The organism is Burkholderia sp. ABCPW 111 (assembly GCF_000773065.1).
GTDB classification, from domain to species: Bacteria; Pseudomonadota; Gammaproteobacteria; order Burkholderiales; family Burkholderiaceae; genus Burkholderia; species Burkholderia savannae.
The window spans coordinates 32,512-52,969 of sequence record NZ_JPWT01000062.1 but is presented as its reverse complement, the minus strand read 5'-3'; the positions used below and the strand labels follow the sequence as shown (position 1 = coordinate 52,969).

General features: G+C 68.4%; 18 protein-coding genes and 1 pseudogene. 11 read left to right on the top strand and 8 right to left on the bottom strand.

Annotated elements, in window-relative coordinates:
• The first annotated feature begins 112 nt into the window (after window positions 1–112).
• Entirely contained in the window at window positions 113–898 is a 786-nt protein-coding gene (locus X946_RS12155) for a Crp/Fnr family transcriptional regulator (RefSeq protein WP_052145068.1), read from the top strand.
• 46 nt (window positions 899–944) lie between these two features.
• Window positions 945–1,238 (top strand): annotated as a pseudogene (locus tag X946_RS36180) (helix-turn-helix domain-containing protein); the annotation flags it as partial.
• A 348-nt stretch (window positions 1,239–1,586) separates the two neighbouring features.
• Here X946_RS36180 and rpsU read toward each other — a convergent pair.
• Together rpsU and X946_RS12140 are read right to left on the bottom strand one after the other, a co-directional pair.
• Window positions 1,587–1,799, bottom strand: coding sequence for a 30S ribosomal protein S21 (gene rpsU / locus X946_RS12145; protein WP_038747769.1), 213 nt, complete (start codon window positions 1,797–1,799; stop codon window positions 1,587–1,589).
• Between the two features lie 179 nt (window positions 1,800–1,978).
• A complete protein-coding gene (locus tag X946_RS12140) occupies window positions 1,979–2,254 on the bottom strand; it encodes a hypothetical protein (RefSeq protein WP_038747694.1) in 276 nt (91 codons plus the stop codon).
• Window positions 2,255–2,819: 565 nt separating this feature from the next.
• Between X946_RS12140 and X946_RS12135 the strand changes: the two genes are divergently transcribed.
• From X946_RS12135 to X946_RS36175, 3 genes are all read left to right on the top strand, one after another.
• A complete protein-coding gene (locus X946_RS12135) occupies window positions 2,820–3,023 on the top strand; it encodes a cold-shock protein (RefSeq protein ID WP_038747692.1) in 204 nt (67 codons plus the stop codon).
• Window positions 3,024–3,586: 563 nt separating this feature from the next.
• The gene (gene infA, locus X946_RS12130; protein ID WP_038747689.1) at window positions 3,587–3,853 is read left to right on the top strand and encodes a translation initiation factor IF-1; all 267 of its coding nucleotides are present in this window, start codon (window positions 3,587–3,589) and stop codon (window positions 3,851–3,853) included.
• Between the two features lie 344 nt (window positions 3,854–4,197).
• Window positions 4,198–4,422 (top strand): hypothetical protein, encoded by a 225-nt coding sequence (locus X946_RS36175; RefSeq protein ID WP_038747687.1) that lies wholly within the window; start codon window positions 4,198–4,200, stop codon window positions 4,420–4,422.
• 96 nt (window positions 4,423–4,518) lie between these two features.
• Here X946_RS36175 and X946_RS12120 read toward each other — a convergent pair whose 3' ends face one another.
• From X946_RS12120 to X946_RS12110, 3 genes are all read right to left on the bottom strand, one after another.
• Entirely contained in the window at window positions 4,519–4,734 is a 216-nt protein-coding gene (locus X946_RS12120; protein ID WP_038747684.1) for a hypothetical protein, read from the bottom strand.
• A 68-nt stretch (window positions 4,735–4,802) separates the two neighbouring features.
• Window positions 4,803–4,970, bottom strand: a complete 168-nt coding sequence (locus tag X946_RS12115; protein ID WP_235364020.1) for a hypothetical protein — start codon at window positions 4,968–4,970, stop codon at window positions 4,803–4,805.
• Between the two features lie 501 nt (window positions 4,971–5,471).
• Window positions 5,472–5,921, bottom strand: a complete 450-nt coding sequence (locus X946_RS12110) for a LysE family transporter (RefSeq protein WP_235364019.1) — start codon at window positions 5,919–5,921, stop codon at window positions 5,472–5,474.
• 580 nt (window positions 5,922–6,501) lie between these two features.
• Between X946_RS12110 and X946_RS12105 the strand changes: the two genes are divergently transcribed.
• Together X946_RS12105 and X946_RS12100 are read left to right on the top strand one after the other, a co-directional pair.
• Window positions 6,502–9,720 carry an efflux RND transporter permease subunit gene (locus X946_RS12105; protein ID WP_038747681.1) on the top strand — a complete coding sequence of 1,073 codons (3,219 nt, stop codon included), beginning with the start codon at window positions 6,502–6,504 and terminating at the stop codon, window positions 9,718–9,720.
• Between the two features lie 15 nt (window positions 9,721–9,735).
• Window positions 9,736–10,986, top strand: coding sequence for an efflux RND transporter periplasmic adaptor subunit (locus tag X946_RS12100; RefSeq protein ID WP_038747678.1), 1,251 nt, complete (start codon window positions 9,736–9,738; stop codon window positions 10,984–10,986).
• On the opposite strand, the gene X946_RS35460 is transcribed toward X946_RS12100, so the two are convergent.
• Window positions 10,916–11,623 carry a hypothetical protein gene (locus tag X946_RS35460; RefSeq protein ID WP_162483264.1) on the bottom strand — a complete coding sequence of 236 codons (708 nt, stop codon included), beginning with the start codon at window positions 11,621–11,623 and terminating at the stop codon, window positions 10,916–10,918. The two genes, X946_RS12100 and X946_RS35460, sit on opposite strands and share 71 nt — an antisense overlap.
• 130 nt (window positions 11,624–11,753) lie before the next feature.
• Here X946_RS35460 and X946_RS12095 point away from each other — a divergent pair, with 130 nt between their 5' ends.
• From X946_RS12095 to X946_RS12080, 3 genes are read left to right on the top strand one after another with little or no spacing between them, the layout of a single operon-like run.
• Window positions 11,754–13,538 (top strand): efflux transporter outer membrane subunit, encoded by a 1,785-nt coding sequence (locus X946_RS12095; protein WP_235364018.1) that lies wholly within the window; start codon window positions 11,754–11,756, stop codon window positions 13,536–13,538.
• A gap of 30 nt (window positions 13,539–13,568) precedes the next feature.
• Window positions 13,569–14,267, top strand: a complete 699-nt coding sequence (locus X946_RS12085; RefSeq protein WP_038747675.1) for a heavy metal response regulator transcription factor — start codon at window positions 13,569–13,571, stop codon at window positions 14,265–14,267.
• Window positions 14,264–15,700, top strand: coding sequence for a heavy metal sensor histidine kinase (locus tag X946_RS12080; RefSeq protein ID WP_038747672.1), 1,437 nt, complete (start codon window positions 14,264–14,266; stop codon window positions 15,698–15,700). Before X946_RS12085 ends, X946_RS12080 begins: the two co-directional genes overlap by 4 nt.
• Before the next feature lie 147 nt (window positions 15,701–15,847).
• Here X946_RS12080 and X946_RS12075 read toward each other — a convergent pair whose 3' ends face one another.
• Window positions 15,848–16,567 (bottom strand): pyridoxamine 5'-phosphate oxidase family protein, encoded by a 720-nt coding sequence (locus X946_RS12075; protein ID WP_038747670.1) that lies wholly within the window; start codon window positions 16,565–16,567, stop codon window positions 15,848–15,850.
• A 104-nt stretch (window positions 16,568–16,671) separates the two neighbouring features.
• On the opposite strand from X946_RS12075, the gene pdxR reads away from it, so the two are divergent.
• On the top strand, window positions 16,672–18,180 hold the full coding sequence (pdxR, locus tag X946_RS12070; RefSeq protein WP_038747667.1) for a MocR-like pyridoxine biosynthesis transcription factor PdxR: 1,509 nt from the start codon (window positions 16,672–16,674) through the stop codon (window positions 18,178–18,180).
• Between the two features lie 45 nt (window positions 18,181–18,225).
• Here pdxR and X946_RS12065 read toward each other — a convergent pair whose 3' ends face one another.
• On the bottom strand, window positions 18,226–20,301 hold the full coding sequence (locus X946_RS12065; RefSeq protein WP_161788660.1) for a carboxypeptidase-like regulatory domain-containing protein: 2,076 nt from the start codon (window positions 20,299–20,301) through the stop codon (window positions 18,226–18,228).
• Between the last annotated feature and the right edge of the window lie 157 nt (window positions 20,302–20,458).

Sequence of the window (20,458 nt, the reverse complement as noted above, 5' to 3'; positions counted from 1 at the left end):
TGTGGTCCAATTGGACAAGCCTACTCGCGGCCATTGTGAGCCGTCTGTCACCCAAGCGACAGACTCCCCGCCGGCGACCGCGCGTATTCCCTATCCTCGCAAACCCTGTGTGATGCAAGACGACGCTCGAGCCGAGGTTCAAGCCGACGCTCAAACGATTCGCCGCGCGCCGCCGCTCGACGCGCCGCCAGCCGATACGGCCGGCGCGACCGGGCCCGGCGATCTTCGCGCGCTCTTCTCCCACTGCGGCTGGTTCAACGCGCTCGGGCCCGAGCACCAGGCGCTCGTCGTCGCGCAGTCGCACGCCGAGCATCGCGACGCGGGCGAGTGGGTCGCGCGCCGGCAGGCGCCCACCGAATACTGGATCGGCGTGCATCGCGGGCTCGTGAAGCTCGCGATCTACAACGCGTCCGGGCGCGGCTGCACGTTCTCCGGCGTGCCGTCGGGCGGCTGGTTCGGCGAAGGCAGCGTGATCAAGCGCGAGCTGCGCAAGTACGACGTGATCGCGGTCCAGCGCTCGCTCGTGCTGTTCGTGCCGACCGCGACGTTCCATGCGCTCCTCGACAGCAGCCTGCCGTTCACGGGCTTCGTGATCCGCCAGTTGAACAACCGGATGGGCGAGTTCATCGCGTCGATCCAGAACAGCCGGCTGCTCGACGTGAACGCGCGCGTCGCGCAATCGCTCGCGCAGCTCTTCAATCCCGACTTGTATCCGGACACCGGCGCGACGCTCGCGATCTCGCAGGAGGAACTCGGGATGCTCGTCGGCGTGTCGCGGCAGCGGATCAATCAGGCGCTCCGGCACCTCGAGCGGCTCGGCGCGCTGCGTGTCGCGTACAACCAGATCGACGTGCTCGATCTGCCGAGGCTCGCGGCGTTCGGGATGGAGCAGATCTGACGAAGGGCCGCCGCGACGCTCGGGCGGCCTGTGGGCGGCCCGAGGGCGGCTGAGCCGTGCGTCGACGGGCGTCGCACGCACGCGCTGCCGCTCGACGACATCTATCTGTGCGGCGGCCGGGTTGTCGCCGTCATATCTGGTCCGCGCGTTCGACGCGCGATACGGGATGAATCCGCATGCGTCTCTCGCGAACCGGCGCATTCGATACGGCGGTGCGCGGTTGAAGCTCGGCCGGCCGATCGCCGACGTCGCGCTCGATGCCGGCTTCGCCGATCAGGCGCATGTTCAGCGGGCGTTCTGGAAAGTGGTCGCGGCGATGCCGGGGCAGTATCGGGGGTGATGCGGGATGTTCGGTGGTGTTTGAACGGAAGCCGCTTTCTCAATCACGTTCGTTTTCGGGCTCACCGAGTAGACGCGCTTTCAGTGATATTTCAGGATTTCCGAGCCCTGCCATTGAAATGTCATGGCACCGCGCAGCGAAGACGAAATAACTTGCCGATTGCCGCTGAGCGGCCATCAAGCATCGTCGCGATCCAGCGTGAAACCGCCGCTGCCGCACTCACAGCCGGACACGTGGAAGCCCGAACGCGGCACGACCCTGTCTGGTGGCCGACGCGAAATCGATCCAGCATCGAGTGAGCGGGCGGCACGTACGACGATCGATTTGCCGGCGCTCCCTAACGCCCCGCTAGAACAGTTTCGGCCGAGGCGTCTCCCGCTTGATTCGCGCGCGCTGTCTGGACACAGCACTTGCCATTTTCCGCTTGCGCTCGGCGGTCGGCTTCTCGTAGAAGCAACGGGCGCGCAACTCCTGAATCAGTCCGGCTTTCTGGATTTCCCTGCGGAACCGCCGAAGCGCGACATCGACGGGTTCATTGAGCTTCAAAACGATTTTGGTCATATCTGCCTTGTGGAAAGTCGCGCGGGGGGCTTGCGGCGCGAACCGTCGCCCGGTATCGCAACGCGCTTCGCCCGCGAAATCAAATGTTCGACCCGGCTCCTCACGCGGGAGGAATATGCGCGGCGCGTTCATCATCGATGCGCCGCGTATCACGCAAGCGCGCTGTCGATCGATAGCTGCTACGGCAGCATCCAGTTCTCGCCGCCGTGCCGATCGATGAGGCCTTTGGCGTATTCGAGCGACGCGCGTCGCGCGGCACCGGCGGTCGAAAACGGTGGGCTCTCGTCCAGCTTGTACGTATCGCTGCACGTCAATGCCGTATCGGTGTCGCGCAGGCAGATCTTCACGGCCGCGTCGAAACCGTCGTCGTAATTGCGGCTCGCGCCGTCCGTCGTTTGCGTGTGAGCGTAGATCAATGGATAGATTTCGAAGCCGCGATACAGGTGCATGCTCATGTCCGACTCCTGACGATCATTTCGGAATGTTGTCGCTGATGGTGACGGACCGCCGTTGCACGCCATGCGCATGGCAGTTCGGAATGGGAGGGAGGTCGAACGATCGACGGCGGGAACGGGCGTACGAAGAACGTAGCGATCGATATGGCCTGTCGTCGGGGAGCGCGGTGTTCCGGCCCGACGTGCGAACCATGATACGCCAATTGCACAGCGAGCCTGCAATTTATATTTCATTTCGGCCGTCGACTCCGTCAGCGCCCGGCATCGCGAGCCGAGCGCGGGAACCGGGCGCACCGCGCATCGAATCGATGCGGCATAAGCGTTCGCGCACCGCCCCTCAATTCGTCGGCGGATGGTCAAGGCTGCGCTGCCTGAGTCTCGCCAGTAAAATCGCTTGACCGAATCAGCAACAGCACGTACAGTCCGCCCCAGAAGTCTTCAAGAAGCGCGATTGCTGCTCATCATTAACCGCACACTGCGGTATTCGTTGTCCTCTCCCTCCTTGATTCTTTTTCGTGCCCAAGTCGAGGTGCGCGTCTTCGTTCGTCTACATCAAAGGATTTTCATGGATACCGGTATCGTCAAGTGGTTCAACGACAGCAAGGGATTCGGTTTTATTACGCCCGACAGCGGCAAGGACGACTTGTTCGCCCACTTCTCCGAAATTCGCGGTGATGGCTTCCGCACGCTCGTCGAAGGCCAGCACGTGAGCTTCGAAACGAAGCAGGGCCCGAAGGGTCTGCAGGCATCCAACATCAAGCCGCTCTGATTCGCATCGGTACGTACCTGCCTGCCGTGCAGGAAACCATTCCCCGCGGCGCACGGCCTTGACCGGCTTGGCCGGTGCGGTCGGACGCCTCCGGCCTTTGCGCATGCGGCCTCCCGCGATTCATCAGCCATTGCCGCACGTGACGGACATCGCCTGTCGGCGCTCAGGCCCGATGGGCAGGCCAATCGCATCGTGCACGATGCCTGCCGATTCATCGTGATGCCGCGGTCGAAACACTGGAGCGACATGAGCCGGCAACGTTCGCGCAACACCAAGGCGGCGAAGCGAGCCAGGACGACACCGGCGCTCGGTGCCACCCTCAATTGGGGGCCGCCGAAAGCGGCGACACCCGTTACGTCGCGCACGGACGCGCCCCCGACCACGAAACGCTAGCAGTCGACGTCGGAAGCCGGCACGTAGCATCGCATCCGCGCGACGCGCGTGTTTGCGCGCCGTCTCAACGTCAAGCCCGTATCCCCGTATCCCCGTTGCCCGTTGCCGTTACCCGGCAGCCCGCAACGCGGCCGCACCAGTGAATTCGGTGAGTTATTGGAGACATCAATTTGGCAAAGGAAGATCTACTGGAACTGGACGGCGTCGTCGACGAGGTCCTGCCCGACAGCCGTTATCGTGTGATACTGGACAATGGGGTAGTCGTCGCCGCTTACGCGTCCGGGCGCCTGCGAAAGAACCGTATCCGCATTCTCGCGGGCGACCGCGTCAGACTCGAGTTGTCACTTTACGACTTGACGAAAGGCCGCATCAATTATCGACACAAGGACGAACGCGCTGCGGTCGGCGCATCGCGATCGCGAATTCACCGACGCTGATAACGGCGTCAATGACGCTTCTGTCCAAACAGACGGCCGCACGGAGCTTCCGCGCGGCCGCGACAATGTGTAGCGCGTAACGGCGTCGACGACGCCGATCACCGGCAATCGAATGCAAGCGACTCGCACACGCGCATTCGCCGTCACATGCACGAAAGCGAGCGTGACGCTACGTCCCGCGCGCCCTGTCAATTTGTCTCGCCCCATCCTTCCGTCCTTCGTTCCGTATCGGGCATGCCGGCACCATTCGTGGCACCGCGACGGCCGGGTTCAGGGGAGCGCACCCAGCATGCATGCTGGAACAGCACTACACGCGACCATGCTATCCAACACATCAATTTGTTATGCGAAGTTCAATCATCAAACATTACCGCGGTTACGCGATCTCGCCATCCGCTCACCGCTTGCCTGACGGATGCTTTTCGTCCAATCTCACGCTCCGTCGATCCGACGTGAGTAACGGGGCGACATCCTATGAGTTCTACTCGCTAGAGTACTTTGGCAGTGAAGAGGCCGCGCTCCGCCATTCGGATCGCTGGGCCCGCGAATGGATCGACAACAGGGGTTGATCCTCCTCGCGTCGCGCGCCATCTCCTTTATTCGGCTTGCCGCCCCTTCAGCCCGGCCGCATTGCACTCATCATCCGTCCGCCGGCGCGCATATCGTCAGCCGAAGTGCGCAAGCAACCATTGCTGCGCCCAGCGCTGCGCATAGCCGACCGCATCCTCGCGCAGGTCGAAGCCGGCAAGATCGCCGCTCAGATGAACATCGTATTCGTCTCCGTTCGCACGATTCGCACTGATGCGCGCATGAGCGATATACTCGCCGTCGGCGCGGCGCGGCGTCGGATCGATACGGAATCTCGTGGTCGTGAATTGCATAAACGCTCCTTCTTCGTCACGCCCGAATCGCACCACATCCAGGACGCAGCAGGGTTGTATCGAGCCCGTCAATCGCTTTCCGTGCTCAGAAGCACCATGATTTCGCCGGCTTCGCGGGCCGTCTCTCCGTCTTCCGCACCGCCCTCGCTCAATCTTGCGCGAATCGATGCGAACATCCGGAATGCACTCGCGTCGACTTCATAGCGCCGTTCGTCGATCAGGCGTTCCAGTTCCACTTACGCGTCGGCCGGCAGGTACCGCTCGACAAAACGGGCACCGTCGCCCCGGATCGAGCGCAACAGGTCAAATCTCTTCATATCGCCACTCCGGTGTCACCGGCATGTCGCAGGCATGAAACTGAAAATATGTCGCCGCTATCGTGTGACACCGGTTTCGCAGGGCGGGCAGCGGTGAGCGTAGTTGAGTAGAAGCGCAGGACCGAAGGAACGACCGGAAACACGTGATGTGGCCGATCTGACGCGGATCGCCCACGTCGAATGTACTTGCCACGGGCCCGCTCCATAGCACCGCCCTGTCAGCGAATTTCAGATTGCACGGCCACGCCGACATCGGACGTACATTGTCGATGCAGCCTTATGCTACGCGCATCGCCACGCATGTACAGCGAAATCTATGGGGCGGGCACAGGTTGGGAATCGATGCGCGCGGCCGCTAAACCTCAAGCCAATACGCCCCCGCCCCGCCCAGCTCGCCACCGACAGAGAACAAATCGCCAGTTAGATCGCCGCGAAGCGCCAGACGAGCGCGGCGTCGCCGTCCGCCGAATAGCCCCCCATCCCCGCGACGGACGCGAGCCACGCCTTCGTGTTGAGCCGCTGCATCGCCGCGCCGCGCTCGGCCAAAGGCCTGCCCGCGCCGCTCGTTGTTTCGCCGGCGTCGATGCGCCCATCATCGATCGCGAGCCGATACGCGAGATACAGCAGAAACGCCGCGACGCCGCACTGAATCGCCTCCGCGACGAACGGCCCTCGTTCGAGCATCGCGTGCATGCCGCGGCCGATCGCGACGAAGCCGAGCGCCGCGCCCGCCACGTGGCGCAGACTGGCCGCGACGCCGTAACGCGCGCCCGCGCTCAGCGCGACGCGATTGACGGGGTCGGGTCGGAGGTGATCGACGCGGCCAGCGCGAAGGCTGCCATCGAAAGCGGAACGCCCATGTGGATTCATCGAATGCACTCGTTCATCGATAGGGACGGCACGAACGCGCGTATTGAGCGGAACCGCCCATGCGCCGGCGAAGCGGCCGACTTGGTGACTTGGTGACTGTGCGCCGAAGCCCGAGCCAAAACCAACGTCGACGCCGACAAAAAAAACAGAAAAACGGCACGGCGAATGGACGTGCCTTCACGACGCGCGACCTGCGATGCCGAGCCCGCAACCACAGTTGGCATCGGCAATCGCCGTGAGCGGCGAGCCGGAGACCGGCGAGCGACGACCGACCACCAGCGACCAGCGATCGCAACGCGACAAACCCGCCGCAATCGCCATCGATCAGAACGAGCATCGATCGCAACCTGCAACTCGTCCCCATGCCGCACCCAAGCCCGCCAATCATCGGCCGGATGCCACACCCCGATCCGGCCGGTCCGGCAAAGCCTGCGCGCCGACGCCCGCCCCGCCCGATTCCTCCGACGATCCCTTCCTGACAAATCCGCCATCTTCGCGTCAGCGACACGTCCGGCGCGCTTTTTTATCATGCGATCCCGACCACCGACGCAACACCCGCCCGTCTGAGCACCCGCCCTCCATGTGGATCGTCAATCTCGCGCTCAAGCGCCCGTACACGTTCATCGTGATGGCCATCATGATCCTGCTGGCCACGCCTCTCGCGCTGATGCGCACGCCGACCGACGTGCTGCCGTCGATCGACATTCCGGTCATCAGCGTGATCTGGAATTACAACGGCCTGTCCGCGCGGGAGATGACCGACCGGATCACGTCCGTCCACGAGCGCACGCTGACGACGACCGTCAGCAACATCCAGCACATCGAATCGCAGACGCTGCCCGGCATCGCGATCATCAAGATCTTCCTGCAGCCCGGCGCGAGCACGCAGACGGCGATCGCGCAGACGGTGTCGGCCGCGCAGGCGATCGTGCGGCAGATGCCGCAGGGCGCGACGCCGCCCCTCATCATCAGTTACTCGGCGTCGAGCATTCCGGTGATCCAGCTCGGGCTGTCGAGCCAGTCGATGAGCGAGCAGCAGCTCGCCGACGTCGCGATGAACTTCCTGCGCCCGCAACTGATCACGATTCCCGGCGCGCAGGTGCCCTACCCGTACGGCGGCCGCACGCGCGTGATCTCCGTCGATCTCGACACGCAGGCGCTGCTCGCGAAGGGCATGACGCCCGCCGACATCGTCAATGCAGTCAACGCTCAGAACCTCGTGCTGCCGACCGGCACCGCGAAAATCGGCCAGACCGAATACCGCGTCGGCACGAACGCGTCGCCGGACACGCTCGCCGAGCTGAACCGGCTGCCCGTGCGGACGACGGGCGGCGCGACGATCTATCTGTCAGACGTCGCGCACGTGCGCGACGGCTTCACGCCGCAGACGAACGTCGTGCGCAAGGACGGCGAGCGCGGCGTGCTCGTGTCGGTGCTCAAGAGCGGCGACGCGTCGACGCTCGCCGTCGTCAACACGCTGAAGGCGCTGCTGCCGTCGGTCGAGAACACGCTGCCCGAGGATCTGAAAATCACGCCGCTCTTCGATCAGTCGGTGTTCGTCGACGCGGCGATCCAGGGCGTGATTCACGAGGCGCTGATCGCCGCCGCGCTGACCGCGATGATGATCCTGCTGTTCCTCGGCAACTGGCGCAGCACGCTCATCATCGCGATCTCGATTCCGCTGTCGATCTTCACGTCGCTGCTCGCGCTCGCCGCGCTCGGCGAAACGATCAACATCATGACGCTCGGCGGCCTCGCGCTCGCGGTCGGCATTCTCGTCGACGACGCGACGGTCACGATCGAGAACATCGAACGCCATCTGCATCTGGGCTCCGACCTGCGCACGGCGATCCTCGAGGGCGCGGGCGAGATCGCAGTGCCCGCGCTCGTGTCGACGCTCTGCATCTGCGTCGTGTTCGTGCCGATATTCTTCCTCACGGGCGTCGCGCGCTATCTGTTCGTGCCGCTCGCCGAGGCGGTGGTGTTCGCGATGCTCGCGTCGTACGTGCTGTCGCGCACGCTCGTGCCGACGCTCGCGATGCTGCTGTTCGGCAAGCACCGCCCGGGCATCGGCCCAGCCGCGCCCGCCGCGCGGCCGTCGCGCTTCGCGCGCTTTCATCATGCGTTCGAGCGCGCGTTCGAGCGGCTGCGCGCGGGCTACATCGTGCTGCTGAGCGTGCTGCTCGTGCGCCGCCGCTTCCATGCGTCGCTCTTTCTCGGCTTCTGCGTGCTGTCGACGGGCCTCGTGTTCGCGCTCGGCCGCGACTTCTTCCCGAGCGTCGACGCGGGCAACCTCCGCCTGCACATGCGCGCGCCGACCGGCTACCGGATCGAGGAAACCGCGCGGCTCGCCGACCAGGTCGAGCAGACGATCCGCGAAGCGGTGCCGGCCGCCGAGCTCGGCACGATCGTCGACAATCTCGGGCTGCCGGTGAGCGGCATCAACCTGTCGTACAGCAACGCGGGCACGATCGGCACGCTCGACGGCGAGATCCTGATCGCGCTCAAGCCCGGCCACGCGAGCGCGCAGCGCTACGTCGAGCAGTTGCGCGGCCTCTTGCCCGCGCGCTTTCCGGGCGTCGAGTTCTTCTTCCAGCCGTCGGACATCGTCACGCAGATCCTGAACTTCGGGCAGCCGGCCGCGATCGACGTGCAGGTGCAAGGCGCCGACCTCGCGTCGAACATGGCGATCGCGAGCCGGCTGATGAAGCGCGTGCGCGCGATTCCCGGCGCCGTCGACGCGCACGTCCTGCAACGCAACGACGAGCCGAGCCTCACGGCCGACATGGACCGCACGCGCATGCAACAGCTCGACCTGTCCGCGCAGAACGTCGCGCAGAACCTGCTGATCTCGCTCGCCGGCACGTCGCAGACCGCGCCGTCGTTCTGGGTGAATCCGAAGACGGGCGTGCAATATCCGCTGACCATCCAGACGCCGCAATACCAGGTCGGCTCGGTCGGCGACCTGCTCGCGACGCCCGTGTCGGCGAGCGGCCGCGCGGGCGCGCCGTACCAGCTGCTCGGCAATCTCGTCGACATCGTGCCGGGCGTGTCGCCCGCCGTCGTCACGCATTACAACATCCGCCCGGTGATCGACCTGCTCGTGAGCGTCGAGGGCCGCGACCTCGGCTCGGTCGCGACCGAGATCGGCCGGGCGATCGACGACGCGCGCGCGACGCTGCCGCGCGGCACGACGATCACGATGCGCGGCCAGGTGGAGACGATGCGCACGTCGTATCTCGGCCTCGGCGCGGGCGTCGCGATGGCGATCGTGCTCGTCTATCTGCTGATCGTCGTGAACTTCCAGTCGTGGCTCGATCCGCTCATCATCGTGAGCGCGATGCCCGCCGCGCTCGCCGGCATCGCGTGGATGCTGTTCATCACCGGCACACACCTGTCGGTGCCGGCGCTCACGGGCGCGATCATGACGGTCGGCGTGGCGACCGCGAACAGCATTCTCGTCGTCGCGTTCGCGCGGCAGCGGCTCGAGGCCGGCGCGCCGCCGCTCACGGCCGCGCTCGAGGCGGGCGCGACGCGAATCCGCCCGGTGCTGATGACCGCGCTCGCGATGATCATCGGCATGATCCCGATGGCGCTCGGCCTGGGCGTCGGCGCCGAGCAGAACGCGCCGCTCGGCCGCGCGGTGATCGGCGGCCTGCTGCTCGCGACCGTCTCGACGCTGCTGTTCGTGCCGCTCGTGTTCGCGGGCGTCCACCAGCGGCTCGCGAAGCGCCGCGCGCGCCGCGCCGCGGCCGAGCGTGCCGGCGACGCCGCGCCCCGCTCCGTTGACCCGAATTGAGAACCGGTTGAATCCATGGAAGAGAAACATCACAGCTCCGTCGGCATACACGTAGACGAATCCGGTCTCGATCTGCCCGCGCGCGCGCAAATGTGGAAGCGCGCGCAATGGGCGCTCGCCGCCGTCGGGCTGCTGCTCGCGGCGGGCGGGCTCCGCACGCTCGTCGCCGACTGGAGCCGCGCGAACCGGCTCGACGCGCTCGCCGCGCAGAACGCGCGCCAGTACGTGAGCGTCGTGCAGCCGAGCGCGGCGACGGGCGCGAGCCGCCTCACGCTGCCCGGCACGCTGCGCGGCTACGTCGAGGCGCCGATCTACGCGCGCGCGAGCGGCTACGTGCTGCGCTGGCGCGCGGACATCGGCGCGCGCGTGAAACAGGGCGAGCTGCTCGCCGAGCTCGACACGCCCGAGCTCGATCAGGAGCTTGCGCAGGCGGTCGCGCAGCGGCAGCAGGCCGAATCGACGCTCGCGCTCGCGAAAACGTCGCTCGATCGCGCGAGGCAGCTGCGCGAGCGCGATGCGGTGTCGCAGCAGGAGCTCGACGATCGGCAAGGCGCGTACACCCAGGGCGTCGCGAACGTCGCCGCCGCCGCGGCGAACATGCGGCGCCTCACCGAGCTGAAATCGTTCCAGAAGATCGTCGCGCCGGTCGACGGGATCGTCACCCAGCGCAACATCGACGTCGGCGATCTCGTCAACGCGGGCAACAGCGGCGCGGGCCGCGCGCTCTTCACGGTCGTGCAGGCGGACCGGCTGCGCCTCTACGTGCAGGTGCCGCAGGCATATGCACAACAGGTGCGGCTCGGCCAGCACGTGGGCGTCGCGCAGCCCGAGCTGCCGGGGCAGACGTTCGACGGCACGATCACGCACACCGCGCAGGCGATCGACGTTGCAACGCGCACGCTGCAAATCGAGATCACGCTGCCGAACGGCGACGGCAAGCTGATGCCGGGCGCCTACGTGAAGGCGACGCTGCCGATGGCGCCGGCCGGCAACCTGACGATTCCGGCGAACACGCTGCTGTTCCGCGCGGAGGGGCCGAGCGTCGCGGTGGTCGAGGCGAACGGGCAGATCCGGCTGCATCGCGTGACGATCGCGCGTACGCTCGGGCAGACGCTCGAAATCGACGGCGGCCTCGCGCCGGCCGACCGGATCGTGCTGAATCCGAGCGATTCGCTCGCGAACGGCGACGCGGTGATCATCGCGCAGCCGCCGAAGAGCGGGCGGGCCGCGCCGATGCCCGCGCAGGCGGCCGGAGCGCGGACGTGAGCACGCGCATCGCGTTCGGCGCGCGCGGTCCGCGCGGGGGGCTTCGGCCGTTCGCGTCGTCGGGATCGATTCGGGCGGTTCGGGCGGTTCGGGCGGTTCGGGCGGTTCGGGCGGTTCGGGCGGTTCGGGCGGTTCGGGCGATGATCCGGGCGGTCCACTCGATCAGGACGGCAATCCGGGTGGTCCCGGTGATCCCGGTGATCCCGGTGATCCCGGTAATCTCGCCGATCTCGCCGATCGGTGCGGTCGACGCGGTCGATGTGATCGATACGATCGGCGCGGTCGGCGCGGTCGGCGCGGTCGATGTAATCGATACGGTTAATACGTCTGTCGCGATCAAGCCGCACGGATCGACCGGCGCGCGAAAACCGTCGCGAGCGCCGGACTTCGCCCTTTCGTCGGCTTGCACCGATTCGTCCGCCTTTGCCAATTCGTTCACCCTCACCGGTTCGCCCACCTTCGCCAATTCGTCCACCCTCGCCGGTTCGTCCGCCTTCGCCAATTCGTCCACCCTCGCCGGTTCGCCCACCTTCGCCAATTCGTCCACCCTTGCCGATTCGCCCACCCTCGCCAGTTCGCACACCTTCGCCGATTCGGCCGCGCTCACCCGTTCGCGCACCTCCGCCGATTCAGCCACCTCCGCCAGTTCGCCCGAAATTCGCTGCTCGCTTCAATCGCCGTATACAAGCGGCGCGCCGAATTCGCCGAATTCTCCCGATCTGCCGCCGCCCAAATCGCGTTCACGCCGGCCGCACCGCCCGCTCGCGTTGCTCGCGCTAGCCGCGTTCGCGCTCGCCGGCTGCACGGTTGGCCCGGACTACCGCCGCCCGCCCGTCGACACGCCCGCCGCCTGGTCCATCGACCCGGCCGATTCGTACTGGCGGCCCGCCGCGCCCGCGCGCGCGTCGCTCGCGCCCGACTGGTGGCGCGCGTTCGGCGATCCGCTCCTCGACGAGCTCGAAACCCGCGCGCTCGCGCACAACCCGAGCGTGCAGGCGATCGCCGCGCGCTACGACCAGGCGCAGGCGACGCTCGCGTCGGTCGCGTCCGCGCAATGGCCGAGCGCGGGCCTCGCCGCCGGCGCGTCGCGCGCGCGGATCTCGGCCGACCGCCCGCTCACGAACTACGCGCAGGCGAATCATTCGACCGTGCAGAACGACATGCAGATCGGCGCGACGGTCAGCTACGAGCCGGACCTGTTCGGCCGGATTCGCCGCTCGGTCGAGTCCGCGCAGGCGTCGACGGACCAGGCGCGCGACGACCTCGCGAACGCACGCCTCGTGATGACGGCGAACCTCGCGACAAGCTACCTCGCACTGCGCGAGACCGACGCGGAGATCGACGTGCTGAACCGCTCGGTCGCGCTGCAGCGCAAAGCGCTCGACTTCGTGTCCGCGCAGCATGACCTGGGCGCCGTGTCCGGCCTCAATCTGATGCAGCAGAAGGCGCAGCTCGACGCGACGCGCACGCAGACGCAACTGCTGCTCAATCAGCGCGCGCAGCTCGAGCACGCGATCGCGACGCTCGCCGGCACGCCCGCGCCGGCGTTCTCGATCCCGCCGCGCGTACAGACGCTCACCGCGCCGACGCTGCCCGCCGGGCTGCCGAGCGAGCTGCTGCAGCGCCGGCCGGATGTCGCTTCGGCCGAGCGCGCGATGGCGGCCGCCAATGCCGAAATCGGCGTCGCGCGCGCCGCGTATTTCCCGCGCATCACGCTCTCGCCCGCGCTCGGCTGGGACGCGACCCGCTTCGCGAGCCTCTTCACGGCGCCGAGCCTGCTGTGGTCGGTCGGCGCGTCGCTCGCGCAGCCGCTGTTCGAGGGCGGCCGGCTCGCGGCAGGCGTCGCGTACGCGCAGGCGGGCTACGCGGCCGCGCAGGCGAACTACCGGCAAACCGTGCTGACCGCGTTCGAGGAAGTGCAAAACGCGGTAACCGGGCTGTCGGTGCTCGACGAGGCCGAGCGCCGCGCGCGGGCGGCCGTCGACGATGCGCAGCGGCTCGTCGGCCTCGCGCAGGACCGCTACGCGGGCGGCCTGACCGCGTACATCGACGTGATCGGCGCGCAGCAGCAGTTGCTCGCGAGCGAGCGGCAGGAAGTGCAGATTCGCGGGCAGCGCGCGGCGCTCGTCGTGTATCTGGCGAAGGCGCTCGGCGGCGGGTGGAGCGCGGTGGAGACGGAAGAGGCGCAGCGGCCGGCAGGCGGCGCTCCGATGCCGGCCGCTGCGTCGCGGGATGCCGCGACGCGCGCGGCGGCGAACGGAGCCGGAGCCGGGGCCGGGGCCGGGGCCGGGGCCGGGAACGAGGCTGGAACAGGCGAAGCCGCCGCGTCGACCGCCTACGTGCCGGCTACTGCCGCGTCGGCCACTGCGACATCGGCCGTTTCCGTGTCGGCCGCATCCACGTCGGCCGCGTCCACGTCGGCCGCATCCGCATGGCTCGCCGTCACGCCAGCCGAATCCGCACGATCCGCCGGGATGGGCGCACAATCTACGGCGAACGCCGGGGCGACGCCGGCCGCCGCCCCGCCCCGGCGGCCGGCCGGCGCGGCATAGCGGCACGCGACCGGCACAACGGGACAGAACATGAAAGTACTGATCGTCGAAGACGAAGCGAAAGTGGTCGATTACTTGAAGAGCGGCCTCGCCGACGAGGGCTGGGTCGTCGATGCCGCGACCGACGGCGAGGAAGGCGCATGGATGGCGCTCGAGTACGACTACGACGTCGTCGTCCTCGACGTGATGCTGCCGAAACTCGACGGCTTCGGCGTGCTCGGGGCGCTGCGCGCGCACAAGGACACGCCCGTCATCATGCTGACCGCGCGCGACCGCGTCGACGACCGCGTACGCGGCCTGCGCGGCGGCGCCGACGACTACCTGACGAAGCCGTTCTCGTTCCTCGAGCTCGTCGAGCGGCTGCGCGCGCTCACGCGCCGCGCGCGCGTGCAGGAATCGACGCTGATCTCGATCGGCGATCTGCGCGTCGACCTGATCAGCCGCCGCGCGACGCGCAACGGCGTGCGGCTCGACCTCACCGCGCAGGAATTCCAGTTGCTCGGCGTGCTCGCGCGCCGGCGCGGCGAGGTGCTGTCGAAGACGACGATCACCGAGCTCGTCTGGGACGTGAACTTCGACAGCAACGCGAACGTCGTCGAGACCGCGATCAAGCGGCTGCGCGCAAAGCTCGACGGCCCGTTCGCGGACAAGCTGCTGCACACGATCCGCGGAATGGGCTACGTGCTCGAGGAACGCGCGGAAGAGGACGCGGAGGCCAAACGCTCATGACGCGCTCGATTTCCAGGCGGCTGTCGGTGCTGTTCGGCGTCGCGTCGCTGTTCGTGTTCACGCTCGTCGGCGTCGGCCTGTTCGCGATGATGGAGCGGCAACTGTTCGCCGAGCTGCGCGCGACGCTCGACACGCGCACGAAGATCGCCGCGATGATCGTGTCGCACGGCACGACGGCCGCGCGCTTCAAGATCACGCAGGACAAGCTCGCCGATCTCGAGCCGCCCGACGGCTCGACCCGCTATCACGTCGACAGCGCCGATCCGGCGTTCCGCTTCGGCAAGCCGGTCGAAGGCGAGCCCGACGGGCCCGCCGCGGACGGCTTCCTGCGGCTGCGCCCGCCCGGCAGCGAATACGACGTGATGACGAAGACCGTCGCGCTGCCCGCGAGCGGCGAGCGCCCGGCGCTCACGCTCGTCGTGTCGACCGCGTGCGAGCGCACGCAGAAGATGCTGCGGCACATCATGCTGACGCTCGCCGCGCTGATCGCGGCGGCGACGCTCGCGACGCTGCTGCTGAGCCGCGCGGTCACGCGCGTCGGGCTCGCGCCGCTCGCGCGGCTGTCGCGCGAGGCCGCGTCGCTCGGCCCCGCGAACCGGCGCCGGCGGCTGCACACCGACGCGCTGCCGCGCGAGCTGCACGATCTCGCGAGCTCGTTCAACGGCGCGCTCGAACGGATCGAGCACGCGCACGAGCGGCTCGAATCGTTCAATGCGGACGTCGCGCACGAATTGCGCACGCCCGTGAGCATCCTGATCGGCCAGACGCAGGTCGCGCTCGCGCGCGAGCGCTCGGCCGAGCGGCTGCGCGAGACGCTCGAATCGAATCTCGAGGAGTTCGAGCGGCTGCGGATCATCGTCAACGACATGCTGTTCCTCGCGCGCCGCGACCGCGGCGAGCGCGCGACCGATCTCGCCGACGTGTCGCTCGCGGCCGAGGTCACGCGCATGCTCGCGTTTCTCGACATGTCGTTCGACGACGCGCAACTGCGCGCCGAGCTCGCCGGCGACGCGCGCGCGAGCGTCGATCCGTCGCTGTTCGGCCGCGCGATGACGAACCTGCTGATCAACGCGATCCAGCACACGCGGCCGGACAACACGATCCGCGTGACGATCGCGGCGCGCGGCGAAACCGTCGAGATCGCGGTGTCGAACCCGGGCGAGCCGATCGACGCGACCGCGCGCGCGCATCTGTTCGAGCGCTTCTACCGGATCGAGGAAGCGCGCGCGAACAGCAACGAGAATCACGGCCTCGGGCTGTCGATCGTGAAGGCCGTCGCCGAGATGCACGGCGGCGCCGTGTTCGTGTCGTGCGAACGCGGCTGGAACACGATCGGGTTCTCGGTCGCCGCGCGGCCCGCCGACGCCGCGCCGCAGGCGCACGACGCGCGCACGGCGGCAGCCGGGCCGCGGCCTACACTGAAGACGACTTGAGCGGCCGGCGGCCGGCGCGTTCGATGTCGCCGACGCCGCGCCGCCCATGCCGCCCCGCGCGCGTCGATGCGCGCGGCGCCCGCGGCCCCCGTCGCCGAAAGCCGCCGCCCCGCCCCATCGCCGAGCGCATGCGAGCGCGCATGCGGCTCAGCGCACCGCGACGCGCCTCGCCTCCTCGTCGTCCGTCTCGCGCAGCGGCACCGCGTCCTGCCAGCGCCGCACGTAATCGGGCACGCCCGCCGGCGCGGCGTCGGTGATCGGCGCGAAGTGCGCGTCGCGCATCGGCAGCACGCCCGCCCACACCGGCAAGCCGAGATCCGCCTCGTCGTCCTTCGGGCCGCCTGCGCGGATCTTCGTCGCGGCTTCGTCGAGCGCGATGCGCAGCACGGTCGTCGCCGCGAGCTCGTTCGCGTCGCCCGGCCGGGCGTCGCGGCTTCGGCCCGGCGCGATCCGCTCGACGAACGCATCGAGCACGGCCGCCTTCCGCGCATCCGGCACGACCTCGAACTCGCCGTAGATCACCGCCGACCGGTAGTTCATCGAGTGATTGAACGCCGAGCGCGCGAGCACGAGGCCGTCGAGATGCGTGACCGTCACGCACACCTGCGCGCCCGCCGCCGCGAGCTTCAGCATCCGGCTGCCGTTCGAGCCGTGGATGTACAGATGATCGCCCTCGCGCCAGCACGCGGTCGGAATGCAGTGCACGCCCGACTCGTCGGCGAACGCGACGTGGCATACGTACGCGTCGTCGAGAATCGCTTCGAGGGTCGCGCGATCATAGCGGCCGCGGTTGGCGACGCGGCGCACGCGGGTGCGCGAGCTCGGCGCGGTCGGGGGCCGAGCGGATTCGGCTGCGGTCGAGGTCATTCGGCGTGGCTCCTGGATGGACATGATCGTTTCGACAGGCTCGACGATAGAAAATCTGTGGCACCATGAATAGATCCATGAGATCGATCATTTTTGGAGCCACGATGGATTACGGCGTGCTGCTGTCGAACTTCGAGCGGGACAACGCGCACGACGCGCTCGCGCGCGCGTCGCAGCAGCATCGCCTTTATGCCTGCCTGCGCGCGGCGATTCTGAGCGGCACGCTCGAGCCCGGCACCTGCCTGATGTCGTCGCGCGCGCTCGCCGAGACGCTGCGGATCGCGCGCAACACGGTGCTTTATGCGTACGAGCGCCTCGCCGCCGAGGGCTTCGTCGTCGCGCGGCGGCAAGGCACGATGGTCGCGCGCGTCGGCCTGCCGGCGGCGTGCGCGGCCGCATCGCCCGCGCACGCGCGGCCCGTGCTGTCGCGACGCACCGCGGATCTGCCGGACACCGATGTCGACGACGAGCGCGAGCCGCTGTCGTTCCTGCCGGGCATGCCCGCGCTCGACCAGTTTCCGCTCGCATCGTGGCGCCGCGCGACCGAGCGCGCGTGGCGGCGCATCGGCCCCGCGCAGCTCGGCCATGCGCCGCTCGGCGGCAACCTGCGGCTGCGGCAGGCGATCGCCGAATATCTGCGCGTGTCGCGCGGAATCGGCTGCGAAGCGGAGCAGGTGTTCGTCACCGACGGCACGCAGCACGGGCTCGACCTGTGCGCGCGCACGCTCGCCGACGCGGGCGACACCGCATGGATCGAGAATCCCGGCTACGTCGGCGCGCGCTCGGCGCTCCAGGCGGCCGACCTGCGGCTCGTGCCGATCCCCGTCGACGCCGACGGCCTCGCGCCGAGCGCCGAGCACTGGCGCGCGGCTCCGCCGCGGCTCGTCTACATCACGCCGTCGCATCAGTATCCGCTCGGCGCGGTGATGAGCGTCGAGCGGCGCATCGCGCTCGTCGCGAACGCGCGCGCGGCCGGCGCATGGATCATCGAGGACGACTACGACAGCGAGTTCCGCCACTTCGGCGCGCCGCTCGCCGCGCTGCAAAGCCTCGGCGACGACGCGCCCGTCGTCTATCTCGGCACATTCAGCAAGACGATGTTTCCGACGCTGCGGATCGGCTTCGTTGTCGCGTCGGCGGCGCTCGCGCCGGAGCTGCGCCGCACGATCGGCGCGCTCGCGCCGCGCGGCCGGCTCGCCGAGCAGCTCGCGCTCGCCGATTTCATCGAGGCCGGGCATTTCACGCGGCATCTGCGCCGCATGCGCCGGCTCTACGAAGAGCGGCGCGACGTGCTGCAAGCCGCGCTCGCGCGCCATCTCGGCGGCGCGCTAACGGTGTCGGGCGGCGCGGGCGGCATGCACCTGTCCGCGCGGCTCGACGCGCCCGTCGCGGACGTCGACGTCGCGCGCGCGGCGCTCGCCCGCGCGATCACGGTGCGGCCGCTGTCGCGCTTCTGCCTGCCGGGCACCGATCGCGCCGCGTACAACGGCCTCGTGCTCGGCTACGGCGCGGTGCCGACCGAGCAGATCGACGCATGCGCGCGGCGGCTCGGCCTCGCGATCGACGATGCGCGGCGCGGCGCGCGAAAACCGGCGCGAGACGCCGCGAGATGAGCCGGATGGCGCGCGGGCGCGAGCCCGCTCGCCATCGGCTCCGGGCTACGAAGCATCGGGCGCGTTCTGGCCGCTGCGGTAGGTTTCATTCAGGTAGAACTGCACCCCCTGCGTATTCTTGCTGCGCAACTGCACGATGCGATAGGCGGCATCCGACGCATTGTCGACGGCCAGGAAGCTGCACGCGATGGGCGACGTGGGCGCCGCCACCGCGACCGAAGTCGCGCCGCTCGTGACTGGCACGGTCGCTTCGCATCCGGCCTTGTTCTGGTCCTCGCTCTGAACGTTGATCTTGCCGAGCGTCAATTGCGCCGGGTTCGGCGAAGGCGAAGGCGGCGGCGTGAAGTCCACGTTCAACGCGGCTTGCGCGCCGGCGTACGCGCCCGTGGCCGACAGGAAACCCGCAGCCACGTCGGCGCCCAGCCCCGGCCAGGCGCCTTGCGGATGGGCCGCGTCGTTGCCCTGCCCGTAGGCGTTGAGCCCCGCCTGCGCATCGATGAGCGGCGTCGGATTGAACACGCTGTAAGTGCCGAGCGCCGCGCCCGTCGCGTCGTACAGCGTGAACGTGTAAGCGCCGTACAACGGCAGCGAGCCGTCGAGCTTGCCGGTGCTCCAGAAGCCCTTGGCGGGCGGCGTGAACGCGCCGCCCGGCAGCGTGGCCCACGACCAGCGATATTCGTTGGTATTGCTGCCCGTCGTGGTTCCGGGCGCCGGCTGCGACGACGGCTGCTTCGCCATGATCGCCAGCGAACCGTCCCCCGTGACCGTCGAATGCACGAGCCACAATCCGGCGCTCGGCAGGCCGGGCCCCGTCACGTGGGCGGCATCGATGTTGCGACCGCCGGGGCCGCCCAGGTTCACGCCCAACGTGACGCCCGCATCGAAGAAGCTCGCATCGTGGCTTCCCGTGGAATTGACGAAGCTGTCGTGGAAATTGCGATAGGTCGCGCGCGACGTCGCCGAAATATCGAAGGGCAGCTGGTTGCCGACGATGTCCCAGCCATAGCGGGTTCGAACCGACGGTTGCACCGTCGTGTAGAGCGTGTACGGATACGCCTGCGGTTGCCCTTGCGCGGGCGCGCTCAACGCATAAGGAATGCCGATCAACGCGCCGGTGGCGCCTTGCCCCCCGGTCGCATTCGGAATGCCGACCGTCTCGACGATCGACGGCGTGCCGAACACGACGGTGGCGCTTTGCAGATTCGCATCGTATCGGGAAATGCGCGCATAGCCGTTGTCCATGTAGCCGGGATCGACCACGTTGCAGGCGGCCCCCGTGCCGCCCGCGGCCACGCATGCCTGCATGTCGGCGACTAGGCTCGCAAGGCCGGCGTTCAGCGAGGCAACCGTCGCGGCGGCCTCGGGGACGGGCGGTTGCGGCACGCTGCCCGGCGACTGCTGCGCGTTGAGCGTCAGGTCGACGTTTCCTTGCGCCGACGTCGCGCCGATGAAGGTCAGATACGTCGCGGAACCTTGAGCGACGATCCGGAACATGTCGATCACGGCGTCGGCGCCGGCATGGTTTGCCGAGAACGGCGCGCCGATCGGATCGAATGCGGCGGGGTTCGACACGCCGGCAGCGCTCAGAAAGTGCGTGAGATACGTGTCGAGCACCTGCGTGGCAGATTGCACCTTGGCCGGCGTGACCTCGGCGCTCAAATTGGCCGGTATCGCAAGCTCCAGCGGATTGCCCCCGGGCGTGAGGAGCGCGCTGACGGCCGTCGTCAGCGTGGTGACGTTGGCCGTCGCGCTTTGTCCGGCGGCGGGCGTGCTCGCGAGCACCGAGACGAACGGGCCGACCTGGCCCCCCGGATCGGTCGCGACGAGCGCGACGGGCTGCGCGAGCCCGGTCACGTCGAGCGTATACGCGCCGCTCCCCCCCGCCTGGGTGGTCACGGTCTTGCCGTTCACGTCGACGGCGGTGACGACCGCGTTCGGCACCGGACTGCCGCTTGCGACCGTGCCGCTCACGGTCGCGCCCTGCGCCGCGCCGCCCGGGCCCGAATTGGCGTTTGCGCCGCCCACCGAATTTCCGTCTGCGCCGCAACCCGCCAGCATCGACGAAATGGCCGTCGCGACACCCATCGCGGCAAGCCGTAGCCTGATCTGATTTTTCATCATCGTCCCCTTAGCCGTGCGTATCATTTTCAGGAAGAGCCACCGAGTGGCGCCTGGACCGAATCGCGTCGACGCCGCGCTTCGATCCGGCACCCATCGTGGTCGGAATGCGATCGCGGCGCATCACCCGTTCGAGGTATCGATCGAGCGCGGCGGCATG